Annotated in this window: 11 protein-coding genes; 6 read left to right on the plus strand and 5 right to left on the minus strand. The window is 59.7% G+C overall.

Annotated features, from left to right (window positions below; translation table 11 throughout):
* Nucleotides 1-208: 208 nt before the first annotated feature.
* From maiA to hppD, 4 genes are read right to left on the minus strand one after another with little or no spacing between them, the layout of a single operon-like run.
* Nucleotides 209-841, minus strand: a complete 633-nt coding sequence (maiA, locus tag N2601_RS25720; RefSeq protein ID WP_260304183.1) for a maleylacetoacetate isomerase — start codon at nucleotides 839-841, stop codon at nucleotides 209-211.
* Nucleotides 838-1,863: a fumarylacetoacetate hydrolase family protein gene (locus N2601_RS25725; protein WP_260304184.1), complete on the minus strand. Its 1,026-nt coding sequence runs from the start codon at nucleotides 1,861-1,863 to the stop codon at nucleotides 838-840. The genes maiA and N2601_RS25725 overlap by 4 nt, the downstream gene beginning before the upstream one ends.
* 37 nt (nucleotides 1,864-1,900) lie before the next feature.
* Entirely contained in the window at nucleotides 1,901-3,262 is a 1,362-nt protein-coding gene (gene hmgA / locus N2601_RS25730; protein WP_260304185.1) for a homogentisate 1,2-dioxygenase, read from the minus strand.
* 58 nt (nucleotides 3,263-3,320) lie between these two features.
* Nucleotides 3,321-4,430, minus strand: coding sequence for a 4-hydroxyphenylpyruvate dioxygenase (gene hppD / locus N2601_RS25735; protein WP_260304186.1), 1,110 nt, complete (start codon nucleotides 4,428-4,430; stop codon nucleotides 3,321-3,323).
* Nucleotides 4,431-4,561: 131 nt separating this feature from the next.
* On the opposite strand from hppD, the gene N2601_RS25740 reads away from it, so the two are divergent.
* Nucleotides 4,562-5,062 carry an Lrp/AsnC family transcriptional regulator gene (locus N2601_RS25740; protein ID WP_260304187.1) on the plus strand — a complete coding sequence of 167 codons (501 nt, stop codon included), beginning with the start codon at nucleotides 4,562-4,564 and terminating at the stop codon, nucleotides 5,060-5,062.
* A gap of 34 nt (nucleotides 5,063-5,096) precedes the next feature.
* On the opposite strand, the gene N2601_RS25745 is transcribed toward N2601_RS25740, so the two are convergent.
* Nucleotides 5,097-5,558, minus strand: coding sequence for an Lrp/AsnC family transcriptional regulator (locus tag N2601_RS25745; protein WP_260305249.1), 462 nt, complete (start codon nucleotides 5,556-5,558; stop codon nucleotides 5,097-5,099).
* Nucleotides 5,559-5,679: 121 nt separating this feature from the next.
* On the opposite strand from N2601_RS25745, the gene N2601_RS25750 reads away from it, so the two are divergent.
* The 5 genes from N2601_RS25750 to N2601_RS25770 all read left to right on the plus strand — a co-directional run bounded on the left by N2601_RS25750 (nucleotide 5,680) and on the right by N2601_RS25770 (nucleotide 13,687).
* Nucleotides 5,680-6,471, plus strand: a complete 792-nt coding sequence (locus tag N2601_RS25750) for a phenylalanine 4-monooxygenase (RefSeq protein ID WP_260304188.1) — start codon at nucleotides 5,680-5,682, stop codon at nucleotides 6,469-6,471.
* Between the two features lie 430 nt (nucleotides 6,472-6,901).
* On the plus strand, nucleotides 6,902-8,173 hold the full coding sequence (locus tag N2601_RS25755; RefSeq protein WP_260304189.1) for an MFS transporter: 1,272 nt from the start codon (nucleotides 6,902-6,904) through the stop codon (nucleotides 8,171-8,173).
* Between the two features lie 19 nt (nucleotides 8,174-8,192).
* A complete protein-coding gene (nirB, locus tag N2601_RS25760) occupies nucleotides 8,193-10,643 on the plus strand; it encodes a nitrite reductase large subunit NirB (protein ID WP_104827223.1) in 2,451 nt (816 codons plus the stop codon).
* A 4-nt stretch (nucleotides 10,644-10,647) separates the two neighbouring features.
* Entirely contained in the window at nucleotides 10,648-10,983 is a 336-nt protein-coding gene (gene nirD, locus N2601_RS25765; RefSeq protein WP_260304190.1) for a nitrite reductase small subunit NirD, read from the plus strand.
* A gap of 46 nt (nucleotides 10,984-11,029) precedes the next feature.
* Nucleotides 11,030-13,687 carry a nitrate reductase gene (locus N2601_RS25770; RefSeq protein WP_260304191.1) on the plus strand — a complete coding sequence of 886 codons (2,658 nt, stop codon included), beginning with the start codon at nucleotides 11,030-11,032 and terminating at the stop codon, nucleotides 13,685-13,687.
* Nucleotides 13,688-13,731: the final 44 nt, after the last annotated feature.

Raw genomic sequence — 13,731 nt, forward strand, 5'->3', positions numbered from 1 at the left:
TGCTGGGTACGAAAAGGGGCTTGCCTGAACCTGAAGTTGGCTGGCTTCGCAGCCTCTCGTTCAGACGTCCTCTGGAGGATTCTTCATCGCGAAATCAAACGGATGGTGGCATTTCTCGATGCCAGCCCAGCCTTGACCCCTCTGGGCGCGCCAAGAGGCCCTTTAGTTTAGTGATTCTTCAGACTTCGTCATGAGTCGGGATTTGCCGTTATGATCTCACGCGGTCAGGATGCGCCGCCTGAAAGGCGGGCAGTTTGGCGCACTTGCCATCGATATCGGCTATGCGCCTGAAATCGGTCATGTCCACCCCCCAGCGGCGGGCGTTGTAGACCTGCGGAACAAGGCAGAGATCCGCCATCGTCGGCTGATCTCCAAAGCTGAACTCTCCCTTGCTCTCGCCCAGCATTGCTTCCAGTTTGCCAAGTCCGCTCGTGATGAAGTGCTTCATCCACGCGTCGCGGGCGTCAGCGTTGTCCGTTATGGTCATGACATGCGCCGCGACATGCGTGTTGCAGATAGGATGAATGTCCATAGCGATCGCGTAAGCAAGCGCCCGCACGTGCTGCCGGTCCGCAATGTCCTGTGGCATCAATCCGCACCCCGGCCGAAGCTCGGCGAGATATTCGATGATTGCGAGCGACTGCGTCAGCGTCCTTCCATCGATCACCAGCGTCGGCACGAACCCCTGCGGATTGAGCGCCAGATAATCCGGGCTCCTCTGCTCGCCTTCCAGCAAGTTGATCGACACGGTTTTATAGCCGATCCCGAGCATATTGAGCGCAATGCGGACACGGTAGCTCGCCGATGATCTCCAGTAGTCGTAGAGAACGACCTCATTCATGGCCCCTTCGATCCTTCATATTTTTCGACCGTCTGCTCGATCGCTCCGAAGATCGAATGCCCAGTCCGATCCTTCATCTCGATGCGGACCTGGTCTCCGAACTGCATGAATGGAGTTTTCGGCGATCCGGTTTCAATGGTCTCGATCATCCGTATCTCGGCGATGCATGAATAGCCGTCTCCTCCGTCGTCGATCGGCTTGCCCGGCCCACCATCGAGCTTGTTGGAAACCGTTCCCGAGCCGATGATCGTGCCGGCCACCAGATTGCGGGTTTTGGCGGCGTGGGCGATCAGTTGGCCAAAATCAAACGTCATGTCGATACCGGCATTTGCCTTGCCGAACGCCTTGCCGTTCAAGCTCACGAGCAGTGGAAGATGCAGCCTGCCGCCATCCCACGCTTCCCCGAGTTCGTCCGGGGTCACGGCGACCGGAGAAAATGCCGATGCGGGCTTGGACTGGAAGAAACCAAATCCTTTTGCCAGTTCTTCGGGTATGAGGCCGCGCAGCGACACGTCATTGACGAGCATGACCAGGCGGATGGCGCTGCGGGCAGCCTCCGGACTGGACCCCATCGCAACATCGCCGACGATGACGGCAACCTCGCCTTCCATGTCGATCCCATAGGCCTCATCAGCCATCACGATAGGGTCGCGTGGACCAAGGAAACCGTCCGAGCCGCCTTGATACATCAGCGGATCGATCCAGAAGCTGTCCGGCATCACGGCGTTGCGCGCCTTGCGCACCAGCTCGACATGGTTGATATAGGCCGAACCATCAGCCCACTGATAGGCCCGCGGCAAAGGCGACGCGGCGTCATGTTCGTGGAACCGGATCGTCGGCTGCGCTCCCGTCTCGATACCCTCAGCAATCAGCGCGAGCCTCGGGGCCACATGCTCCCAATCGTCGAGCGCTGCCTGCAGCGTTCGGGCAATGTGACCGACCTCGGAGCAGCGCGTAAGGTCGCGGGAGACGACGACAAGCCGACCGTCCCTTGTGGAATCTTTCAAAGTCGCAAGCTTCATGTCCCAATCCCAATGTCAGAGGATGTTCGACCGGACTTCACTTGATGCCGGGAGTACCGTCGAAGCGGCGTTCCAGGCCGTCCCAGCATTCCAGGTAATTGTCCTGCCGCGTTTCGAGCTCGGCCGCGTATTTCGTCACCTGCTGTGGAAACCTCGTCTCGAACATGAACGCCATGGTGTTCTCCAGCTTTACAGGTTTAAGCTCGGAATTGGATGCTTTTTCAAAGCCCGATGCGTCCGGCCCGTGGGGAAGCATCATATTGTGCAGGCTCATGCCACCCGGCACGAAACCCTGCTCCTTCGCATCATATTGGCCATGGATCAGGCCCATGAACTCGCTCATGATGTTGCGATGGTACCAGGGCGGGCGGAAGGTGTGTTCCGCCACCAGCCAGCGCGGCGGAAAGATCACGAAATCGACGTTCGCCGTGCCGGCACTTTCGGTTGGGGCGGTCAGCACAGTGAAGATCGACGGATCGGGATGGTCGAACAGGATCGCGCCGACCGGGGAAAACGTCCGCAGATCATACTTGTAGGGAATATAGTTGCCATGCCAGGCGACCACATCGAGGGGCGAGTGGCCTATTTCCGTGACGTAGTATTTGCCACACCATTTGACATGCACGCGGCAGGGCGTCTCCTTGTCCTCGAAGGCGGCAACCGGGGTCTTGAAGTCGCGCGGGTTTGCCAGGCAGTTTGCGCCTATAGGCCCCCGATCCGGCAGCGTGAATTTCGCGCCGTAGTTCTCACATATATATCCGCGCCAGACTTTCTCATCGCCCTTGCGCGTCACCTTGAACATCATGCCACGCGGGATGACGCAGATTTCCAGGGGCTCGATGTCCATGATGCCCATTTCGGTGAACACCCTGATGGCACCGACCTGGGGCACGATCAGCAGCTCGCCATCGGCATTGAAGGAATAATCGTCCACCATGTCCTCGTTGAAGACATAGGCGTGTGACGCCATGCCTGTCTGGGTCATGACATCGCCGGCGGTCGTGATCGTGCGAATCCCGTCCAGGAAGGTCAACCTCTCGTTTGGCACGGGCACCGGGTCCCAGCGAAGCTGCCCCAAAGGAAGCGAATGTTCGTCAAGGCAGGGTGCGGATTTCCAGAGAGGATAGGAAGCGTTCGAAAAGCGGCGGGTATGACGCACGCTCGGGCGAATGCGATAGAGCCATGATCTTTCATTCGTCCCGCGGGGAGCGGTGAACGGTGAACCCGAAAGCTGTTCGGCATAGAGACCGTAATTGCATTTCTGCGGGCTGTTCTGGCCTTGCGGCAAAGCGCCGGGCAGCGACTCGCTTTCGAAGTCGTTGCCGAAGCCGGGCATATATTGCAGCGTCTCCGCCGCCGCAGACCGGCGATCGGAACCCCGGGTTCTCGTCTGGTCCATCGCTCAATTCCTCCCGAAAATTGGGGCGACCCCACCTGTGCGCAGGGTCGCCGAAAGATCACTCTGCCGCGGTGCCGATGACGCCGCGCTTGATCTGATCCGCCTCGATGGACTCGAAAAGAGCACGGAAGTTGCCTTCTCCGAAGCCTTCATCGCCCTTGCGCTGAATGAACTCGAAGAAGATCGGACCAATGACGGTTTTGGAGAATATCTGGAGCAGGATTTTCGTCATGCCGCCATTCACCACACCTTCGCCGTCGATGAGGATACCATGTTTCTTCATGCGTTCGATGGGTTCGTCATGGCCGTTCACGCGCTCATAGGACATGTCGTAATAGGTCTCCGGAGGACCCGGCATGAAGCGGAGACCGTTTGCGGCAAGCCTGTCGGTGCCTTCGTAGATGTCTTCCGTTCCGACGGCGATGTGCTGGATGCCTTCGCCCTTGTACTTCTTCAGAAACTCTTCGATCTGACTCGTATCGTCCTTCGATTCATTGAGCGGAATGCGGATCTTGCCGCAGGGTGACGTGATGGCCCGGCTCACCAGACCGGTGATGCGCCCGTCAATATCGAAGAAGTGGATCTGCTTGAAATTGAACAGCTCGCGATAGAAAGCCCACCACTTGTCCATGTTGCCGCGGAAGACATTGTGCGTCAGGTGGTCGAGATAATAGAAACCGACCCCTTCGGGGCGCGGGTCGCGCTGGCCAAACCAGTCGAATTCGGCATCGTAGGCCGATCCCTTCTCACCGTAGGTCTCGATGAAATAAAGCAGCGAGCCGCCAATGCCGACAATCGCCGGGACGTCGAGCGCCTTGTCATCCCCTTCATAGGGAACGGCACCTTTTGCCACCGCATGTTCGAACGCATGCCTGGCGTCCACGACGCGCCAGGCCATCGACGGAGCGCAGGGACCATGATCGGCAACGAAACGAGCGGCATGGCTGCCGGGTTCGGCGTTCAGGAGATAGTTGATATCGCCCTGCCGCCAGACGGTGATGTCTTTCGTCCTGTGCTTGGCGACCGGAACGTACCCCATGCGCGTGAAGAGCTCGCGCAGCTTCTCAGGCTCGGGATGAGCGAATTCAACGAATTCGAAGCCATCGGTGCCGGCCGGATTGTCGGCGGTTATTTCCGAAGGCGGCGCATCGTGCGGGAAAGGACCCATTTTCTTTCTCCTTCAGAGACGATGAATTTGATATGCAAAGTGTGGCCCAAAACACGCGCAAAGTTCTTGCATTCTTCATGCCTGAGGAAGATATTATGCACGGATCGTGAGAGTTTTTGAGATTTTGCGCAATGGATGAACAGCTCGACAAATTGGATTTGCGCCTGCTGCAGGAATTGCAGAAAGACGGTCGGTTGACGAACAACGAATTGGGCGAGCGGATCGCGCTTTCGCCCTCGCAATGCTCGCGAAGGCGGACCAGATTGGAGTCCGAGGGATATATCCGCAGCTACCAGGCCAACCTGGACCGGCAGAAGCTGGGTTTGGATATGCTGGTGGTCATTTCCGTGACCCTCGCAACGCACAACAGAGACAATGCCCGCAGATTTTCCCAACTGATCAACGGACTGCCCGAAGTTCTCGAAGCCTATGCGCTGACGGGTGAAATGGATTATCACCTGAAGGTGGCGACCCGCGGGCTCAATGACCTTTCAAGGTTCGTCAACGATGTCCTGCTGCCCCACGAGTCGGTGCAGCACGTGAAGACCTCGATTGTCCTCGATACGCTGAAGACATTTGAAGGATTTCCGGTCCTCATGCCGCACAGTTGGCATGGCGATAGTGCGCGCTGAGTTGTCAGCATGCGCGAATGCGGCGCGACAAGCGCTAGATCGGCAGTTCGGTCGAGAATTTCAGCTCGCGCAGCACAAAACTTGATACGACCGTGCGCACATGCGGGTTGCGCATGAGGTATCGGGTCATGAAAGCCTCATAACTTTCCACATCCTTGGCCCGGATCTTCAGCATATAGTCGAAGGCGCCGGATAATGCGTAGCACTCCATGATCTCCGGTCGCTCCAGCACCACCGAGGCAAAAGACGCCACCGCCTCTTCGTGATGATCCTCCAGCGTAACATGCGCGATCACGCAGAGCTTGAGATCGAGTTTTCCCGGATCGAGCAGCGTCACACGCTTACGGATGACGCCGTCACCTTCCAGCTCCTGGATCTTCCGCCAGGCCGAACTCTGCGACATCCCGGCTTTTTCCGCCAGGTCTGCCAGCGAAAGGCTGCCATCGGCCTGGATGAGTTGCAGAAGCTTACGATGAAAATTCCCAGGTTCTTTCATTTTCAGCGCCATATTCGAGAATATTTGCCACCAATATGGCAATAGCCAGCATAAAAGAAAAGAAAATCCTCCCCGCTCGGAGCACAATTGCAGGAAAGCCGCACTGGCTGGGAGGATCAGCATGACCAAGGAAAGCAGCTACACCGCCAAACTGCCCGGCCCGGACGGTTTATACGATTACACCGCCGAAGAAGACGCGATCTGGGGCGAACTTTATGAGCGTCAGATGAAGCTGCTGGCCAATATGGCCTGCCGCGAATATCTGGAGGGCGTCAAAACCCTGGGGCTCAAGTCGGGCAAGGTGCCTCAGCTTCTCGATGTCAACCGGCGGCTGAACGAGACCACCGGCTTCGGCGTCGAAGGTGTGCCGGCGCTCATTCCGCCCTCGCGCTTTTATGAACTCCTGTCGCAGGGCAAATTCCCGCTCGCAACTTTCCTGCGCCGTCGCGAGCATATCGACTATATCGAGGAGCCGGACCTGTTCCACGAGGTATTCGGCCATTGCCCGCTGCTGACCAACCAGAGCTATGCCAATTTCGTTCGACATTTCGGCGAAACCGCCGTGCGCCTCGGCAAAGGCTATTCGTGGCATCTGTTCCGCATCTTCTGGTTCACCGTCGAATTCGGCCTGATCAATACGCCGCAAGGCCGCCGTTGCTTCGGCGCGGGCATCGTCTCATCGCCAAGTGAAGCGAAGGCGGCAATGGAGGGCAAGGCCTGCGAATTCCGGCCGTTCGATCTACTGACGGTCCTCAGGACGCCCTATCGGATCGATATCGTCCAGCCGATCTACTACGTCATCGACAGCTTCGCCGACCTTGAAGCGATCGTCGAGCAGGATATCGAAGGCTTGATCGTCAAGGCAAAGTCGCTGGGTGATTTTCCGCCCACTTTCGAAGCCAAGGCTTCGTGAACCGTCGAAAGGCGCGTGGGACTGATCGAACGCGTTTAGGCCCCAGCGGCCAAGCAACACAGCGCAACTCGCCCAAAATGCCGCCACCTGGCGGCATTGTTTTATCGGCTTTCGCCAGAGCGCCTTGCTCGATTAATGTGCACCGCAGCAAAGGCCGCCCAAGATTTGACCATGCCGTCAGCGGGTCAACAATTTCCTTCCCCTTTGATAATACTAGATTTTCTTGGCGTCATGAATTTGGCACGCAACTTGCTTCCTTATTTTTGAAGCCGATAAGGCTCACACATTGGCGTCCAACGTGGGGCGCCCCAAGCAAAGCTGCTGATCAGGATTGACGAACGCGCTCCCAGCGTGCGCGAACCCTGGCCGGCAGCTTTTTTGTTTCAACTTGAACCCAGGAAGGCGCGACGTTGTCGCGCACGGAGAAGCTATGCCTGCTTTTGACCAAACGCCGACATCGTCCTCTGACGCACCGCAACGCGCGCTGTGGATATCGACACTCGCATTCACGCTCTGTTTTGCCGTGTGGACGATCTTCGCGATCATCGGCATTCGCATCAAACAAGAACTCGGCCTGAATGAGGCCGAGTTCGGCCTGCTGGTCGGCACTCCGGTTCTCACCGGTTCGATCGTCCGCATTGTTCTTGGCATCTGGACCACGCGTTATGGCGGCCGGCTCGTCTACACGCTCACCATGCTGGCCGCCGCAGTGGCGACCTTCCTGCTCTCCTATGCCCACACCTACACGCAGATGCTGATCGCCGGCCTCGGCGTCGGTCTTGCCGGCGGCTCCTTCGCAGTCGGCGTCGCCTATATCTCGCCCTTCTTCCCGCCCGAAAAGCAGGGAACGGCGCTTGGCATCTTCGGCGCCGGCAATGTCGGTGCCGCGGTGACCAAGTTCGCAGCCCCCTTCGTTCTCCTTGCATGGGGCTGGCAGGCTGTTGCGGAGATCTGGGCGCTGGTGCTTGCAGTCATGGCAATCGTCTTCTGGTTCACCACGACGGACGATCCGGCCTTCCGCGCCCGTCGCAACGGCGGTGGCGCATCCAAGAGCCTCCTGCAGGAATTCGCGCCGTTGAAAAACGTGCAGGTATGGCGCTTCTCGCTCTATTACTTCTTCGCGTTCGGCGGCTTCGTCGCCCTGTCGCTGTGGCTGCCCCGTTATCTGGTCGGCGTCTACGGCTTCAACCTTGAGACTGCCGGCATGGTCGCCGCAGCCTATTCCATTCCCGGCAGCATCTTCCGCGCCTTCGGCGGCATGCTTTCCGACAAGAAGGGCGCACGCAGCGTCATGTACACGATGCTGGCGGTGTCGGCAGTCACCACCTTGATCCTTTCGCTGCCGGCCGCCACCGCGGCAGGCCCGGCCTTCGGCATCACGCCGGCCATCTTCATCGTCGTCATCTTCATCCTGGGTTTCTTCATGAGCCTCGGCAAGGCGGCCGTCTATAAGCACATCCCCGCCTATTATCCCGGCGCCGTCGGCGCTGTCGGCGGTATCGTCGGCATGATGGGCGGCCTTGGCGGCTTCATCCTGCCGATCGCCTTCGGCCTGCTGAAGGATATGACCGGCCTCTGGTCGAGCTGCTTCATGCTGCTCTTCGCGATCGTCGCCATCTCGCTGGTATGGATGCACTTCTCCATCCGGCAATTGCAGCGGAGCAGCGCAGCGACCGCAAACACCAGCGTCTTTGCCCAGTAATTCGGATCGGACTTCCCCTATGACCCAGAAACTTGTCATCATCGGCAACGGCATGGCGCCCGGCCGCATGCTGGAACACCTCCTCGAAAAGGCGCCCGGCCAGTATGAAGTGACGATCTTCAACGCCGAGCCCCGCGTCAATTACGACCGCATCATGCTGTCGCCGGTTCTTTCCGGCGAAAAGGACTACGAGCAAATCATCATCCATGGCGATGGCTGGTACATCAAAAACAACATCACGCTCTATAAGGGTCACAGGATCATCAATATCGATAGGGCGGCCAAGACGGTCACCTCCGATCACGGCGTCACCGAGAACTACGACAAGCTGGTGATCGCAACCGGCTCGGTGCCCTTCATCATTCCGGTGCCGGGCAAGGATCTGCCCGGCGTCATCACCTATCGCGACCTCGACGACGTGCAGGCAATGTTGCTTGCCGCCCAGTCGCGCGAAAAGGCAATCGTCATCGGCGGCGGTCTCCTCGGCCTCGAAGCTGCTGCCGGCCTTGCCTCCCGCGGGATGGATGTCACCGTTCTGCATGTCATGCCGACGCTGATGGAACGCCAGCTCGACCCGGCTGCAGGCTATCTGCTGCAAAAGGCGGTGGAAGAGCGCGGCATCAAAGTCATTACCAAGGCCAATACCAAAGCGATTGTCGGGAACGGCAAAGTCGAAGGCATCGAGCTTGAAGACGGCCGCATCATTCCCGCGACCCTCGTCGTCATGGCAGTCGGCATCCGCCCAAGCGTCGGGCTCGCGAAGGACGCCGGTATCGCCGTCAACCGCGGCATCGTCGTCGACGATGGCATGAACACGTCCGATGGCGACATCATGGCGCTTGGCGAATGCGCCGAGGTCGGCGGCATGGTCTACGGCTTGGTGGCGCCTCTCTATGAAATGGCTCGTGTCGCCGCTTCGCATTTGTCGGGAGACCGCTCCGCCGCCTTCGTGCATTCCGACACGCCGACCAAGCTCAAGGTCACCGGCATCGATCTCTTTTCTCTCGGAGACTTTGCAGATGGCGACGATCGCGAGGAAATCGTTCTGCGCGACGCTGCAGCCGGCGTCTACAAGCGCGTGATCCTCAAGGACAATCGCGTCATCGGCACCGTGCTATACGGCGAGACTGCTGACGGCGCATGGTTCAACGACCTGAAGAAGAAGGCGACCGATATTTCGGAGATGCGCGAGACGCTGATCTTCGGCCAGGCCTACCAGGGAGGGTCCCCGCTGGACCCTATGGCGGCCGTTGCAGCCTTGCCGGATGATGCGGAAATCTGCGGCTGCAACGGCGTCTGTAAGGGCAAGATCACCTCGACGATCACTGCCAAGGGTCTGACGTCCCTGGATGAGGTGCGCGCCCATACCAAGGCGTCCGCCTCGTGCGGCTCCTGTACCGGGCTCGTCGAACAACTGATGACGATCACGCTTGGCGACAGCTACAATCCGAAGGCCGTGCAGCCGATGTGCGCCTGCACCGAGCTTGGCCATGACGATGTGCGCCGGCTGATCAAGGCCAAGGGGCTGAAGAGTATCCCCGCCGTCATGCAGGAGCTAGAGTGGAAGACCTCGTGCGGCTGCGCGAAATGCCGGCCGGCGTTGAACTACTACCTCGTCTGCGACTGGCCGGATGAATATGCCGACGACTATCAGTCGCGCTTCATCAATGAGCGCGTTCACGCCAATATTCAGAAGGACGGCACCTACTCCGTCGTGCCGCGCATGTGGGGCGGCGTGACCAGTTCGAACGAGCTGCGCGCTATTGCCGATGTCGTCGACAAATTCGAGATTCCGATGGTGAAGGTGACCGGCGGCCAGCGCATCGACCTGCTCGGCGTGCAGAAGGAGGATCTTCCCGCCGTTTGGGCCGATCTCGGCAAGGCCGGTTTCATTTCCGGCCAGGCCTATGCCAAGGGCCTGCGCACGGTGAAGACCTGCGTCGGCTCCGACTGGTGCCGCTTCGGCACGCAGGATTCGACCGGCCTGGGCATCCGCATCGAGAAATTCATGTGGGGCTCGTGGACGCCGGCAAAGCTCAAAATGGCGGTTTCCGGCTGTCCGCGCAATTGTGCCGAGGCAACCTGCAAGGACATCGGCGTCATCTGCGTCGACAGCGGCTTCGAGATTCATTTCGCAGGCGCTGCCGGTCTCGACATCAAGGGCACGGAAGTGCTTGGCCTCGTCAAGACTGAGGATGAGGCTCTGGAGCATATCGTGGCGCTGACTCAGATGTACCGCGAACAGGCCCGCTATCTCGAGCGCATCTACAAATGGGCCAAGCGCATCGGTCTCGACGAAATCCGCCGCCAGATCATGGAGGATGCCGAAAAGCGCAAGGCTTACTACGAGCGCTTCGTCTTCAGCCAGAAATTCGCCCAGGTCGACCCCTGGTCGGAGCGCGTCTCCGGCAAGGACAAGCATGAGTTCAAGCCGATGGCGACGATCGGCTACCCGCAGGCCGCCGAGTAAGGAGATGAGCATGAACTGGATTGAAATCGGCGACATTTCGGATATCCCGCTGCGCGGCGCGCGCTGTGTGAAGACGCCGCAAGGCAAGATCGCAGTCTTCCGTACGGCCGAAAACGAAGTCTTCGCCATCGAGGATCATTGCCCGCACAAGGGCGGACCGCTTTCGCAAGGGATCGTGCACGGTGCAGCCGTCACCTGCCCTCTGCACAATTGGGTCATTTCACTTGAAACCGGCAAGGCGCTCGGGGCGGATGAAGGTTCAGTCCGCACCATCCCGGTGCGCAATGAGGACGGAGTGCTATCGATCAGACTCGATAGTCTCATGATGGCGGCGGAATAGATGGTCTTGCGCCCGGCAATATCTTCGGCTCTTGGAGGACGCCTCAATGCCCGCTGAGACCAAAACGACCTGCCCCTATTGCGGCGTCGGCTGCGGCGTCATTGCTAGCATCGACGACGACGGCAAGGTTTCCGTCAAAGGCGATCCGGATCATCCCTCCAATTACGGGCGCCTCTGTTCCAAGGGGTCGGCGCTGGCGGAGACGATCGATCTCGACGGCCGTCTTCTCTATCCGGAAGTCGGCGGTCAACGCGCGAACTGGGACGACGCTCTTGATCTGATGGCAAAGCGCTTTTCCGAAACCGTTGCCGCGCATGGTCCGGATTCGGTTGCCTTCTATGTCTCCGGTCAGCTTCTGACCGAAGATTACTACGTCGCCAACAAGCTGATGAAGGGCTTTATCGGCTCGGCCAACATCGATACCAATTCGCGCCTCTGCATGTCGTCCTCGGTCGCGGGCCACCGCCGTGCCTTCGGTTCCGATACGGTGCCCGGCACCTATGAGGACATCGAATTGGCCGATCTGGTGATCCTGACCGGCTCCAATCTCGCCTGGTGCCATCCGGTCCTCTACCAGCGCCTTGCTGCCGCCAAGGCGGAGCGCCCTGGAATGAAGGTCGTCGTCATCGATCCGCGCCGAACGATGACCTCCGACATTGCCGACCTGCATCTGGCAATCCGTCCGGACGGCGATGTGGCGCTATTCACCGGTCTGCTTGCGCGCCTCGCCCAGAGCTCCGCCATCGACCAGAATTTCATCGCGCTCCACACGGAGGGCTTCTCGGACGCTTTCGCCGAAGCCTCGGCGCTGAGCTTCGGCGACCTGCTCGACAAGACCGGTCTGCCGGCGATGCAACTGCGCGAGTTCTTCCGCCTGTTCGAGACGACGGAAAAGGTGGTGACCTGCTATAGCCAGGGCGTCAACCAATCGTCCTCCGGCACCGACAAAGTCAACGCCATCATCAATTGCCATCTCGCCACGGGGCGCATCGGCCGTCCGGGCATGGGACCGTTCTCCCTGACCGGCCAACCGAATGCCATGGGCGGACGCGAAGTTGGCGGGCTCGCCAATATGCTTGCCGCCCACATGGCGATCGAAAATGCAGGCGATCGCGATCGCGTGCAGCGCTTCTGGAAATCCCCCGTTATCGCCGAACGGCCGGGACTGAAGGCCGTCGACATGTTTCGCGCCGTTGCCGACGGACGTGTCAAAGCCCTGTGGATCATGGCGACAAATCCGGTGGTTTCGATGCCGGATGCCGATGCCGTGGAAGCGGCCATCAAGGCCTGTCCCTTCGTCGTCGTTTCCGATGTCCTGAAACTGACGGATACGGCACGACACGCCGATGTATTACTGCCCTCCGTCGGCTGGGGCGAAAAGGACGGCACCGTCACCAATTCCGAACGCCGGATTTCCCGGCAGCGGGGCTTTCTCCCCTCCCCTGGCGAGGCTAAGCCGGACTGGTGGCAGATGGCCGAAGTCGGTCGTCGGATGGGATTTTCCGAGGCCTTCTCCTTCCGCTCGAGAGCCAGCATTTTTGCCGAACATGCCGCCCTTTCCAGCTTTGAAAATAACGGCAGTCGGGATTTCGATATTGGTGCCTGCGAGGAGATAACGGCCGAGGACTATGACGCGCTCTCGCCGTTCCAGTGGCCGCAGCCTGCGGGATCAGCACCGCAGACGACGCGCTTCTTCGCCGAAGGCGGGTTTTTTCATGCCGATGGCAAGGCCCGTTTCGTGGCCGTCAAGATGCCCGTTTCGGACCGCACGAGCGCGGAATTCCCGTTCACGCTCAATACCGGCCGCATCCGCGACCAATGGCATACGATGACCCGTACCGGCAAAAGCGCCCGGTTGTCGGCGCATATTGCGGAGCCCTTTGCCGAAATCCATCCCCGCGATGCGATCGAAATCGGCGTCAGCGACGCAAGCCTTATCGAGATCGAAAGCCCACAAGGCAAGGTAACCGTCCGGGCATTGGTGACGGAACGACAGGCGCGCGGCAGCCTGTTCGTGCCGATGCATTGGAACGACAGTTTCGCCGCAAGGGCGCGTATCGATACCGTCGTCGCACCGCTGACCGATCCCTTTTCCGGCCAGCCGGCTTCGAAAAATGTCGCTGTTGCGGCACGTCCGTTCAAGGCATCCCGCTATGGCTTTGCCGTTTCCGTGGCAAAGCCGCAGCATCTGGAGGCCGCCTATTGGGCACTCGCCAAGGCCGATGGCGGATGGCGGATGGAGCTGGCTTTCGACGACGCTGCGGAAGACTGGGCGGACTGGTGCCGCGCCACGTTCGACATTCCTGCAGACGCCGAACCGCTCGGTTATGCCGATCAAACCTCTGGCGATCTGCGTCTGGCCTTCTTCGACGGAGACAGGCTGATTGCGGCGCTGTTTCTGGCTCGCCAGCCAGTGGCTGTTGCCCGCAACTGGGCGATTGCGCAACTGTCCGCATCGCACGGCAATATGCGCAAACGCTTTGCGCTCGTCGCCGGCCGGCCGGGCGCCAACACCCCGGATCCCGGCGCAACTGTCTGCTCGTGTTTCGGCGTCGGCGTCAACCAGATCGTCGGTGCGGTTCGCAATGGCTGCCACAGCGTCGAGGCGGTTGGCAAAGCGCTGAACGCCGGAACCAATTGCGGTTCCTGCCGAGCCGAAATCCGCGGGATCATCGATGGATGTCTTGCGACGGCGGCCGAATAGCCGACCCCGAGAATAGCCATGGAACAAAGCGCCATGCTTCCCGT

It is taken from the genome of Rhizobium sp. CB3060, from assembly GCF_025200735.1.
In the GTDB taxonomy this organism is placed as follows: Bacteria; Pseudomonadota; Alphaproteobacteria; order Rhizobiales; family Rhizobiaceae; genus Rhizobium.

What these genes read in the sequence shown, in the direction of transcription:
- nirD (WP_260304190.1), top strand. Translation starts at nt 10,648, where the DNA reads ATGAGCATGAACTGGATTGAAATCGGCGACATTTCGGATATCCCGCTG.
- N2601_RS25745 (WP_260305249.1), bottom strand. Translation starts at nt 5,558, where the DNA reads ATGAAAGAACCTGGGAATTTTCATCGTAAGCTTCTGCAACTCATCCAG.
- nirB (WP_104827223.1), top strand. Translation starts at nt 8,193, where the DNA reads ATGACCCAGAAACTTGTCATCATCGGCAACGGCATGGCGCCCGGCCGC.
- N2601_RS25770 (WP_260304191.1), top strand. Translation starts at nt 11,030, where the DNA reads ATGCCCGCTGAGACCAAAACGACCTGCCCCTATTGCGGCGTCGGCTGC.
- N2601_RS25740 (WP_260304187.1), top strand. Translation starts at nt 4,562, where the DNA reads ATGGATGAACAGCTCGACAAATTGGATTTGCGCCTGCTGCAGGAATTG.
- hmgA (WP_260304185.1), bottom strand. Translation starts at nt 3,262, where the DNA reads ATGGACCAGACGAGAACCCGGGGTTCCGATCGCCGGTCTGCGGCGGCG.
- N2601_RS25750 (WP_260304188.1), top strand. Translation starts at nt 5,680, where the DNA reads ATGACCAAGGAAAGCAGCTACACCGCCAAACTGCCCGGCCCGGACGGT.
- hppD (WP_260304186.1), bottom strand. Translation starts at nt 4,430, where the DNA reads ATGGGTCCTTTCCCGCACGATGCGCCGCCTTCGGAAATAACCGCCGAC.
- maiA (WP_260304183.1), bottom strand. Translation starts at nt 841, where the DNA reads ATGAATGAGGTCGTTCTCTACGACTACTGGAGATCATCGGCGAGCTAC.
- N2601_RS25755 (WP_260304189.1), top strand. Translation starts at nt 6,902, where the DNA reads ATGCCTGCTTTTGACCAAACGCCGACATCGTCCTCTGACGCACCGCAA.
- N2601_RS25725 (WP_260304184.1), bottom strand. Translation starts at nt 1,863, where the DNA reads ATGAAGCTTGCGACTTTGAAAGATTCCACAAGGGACGGTCGGCTTGTC.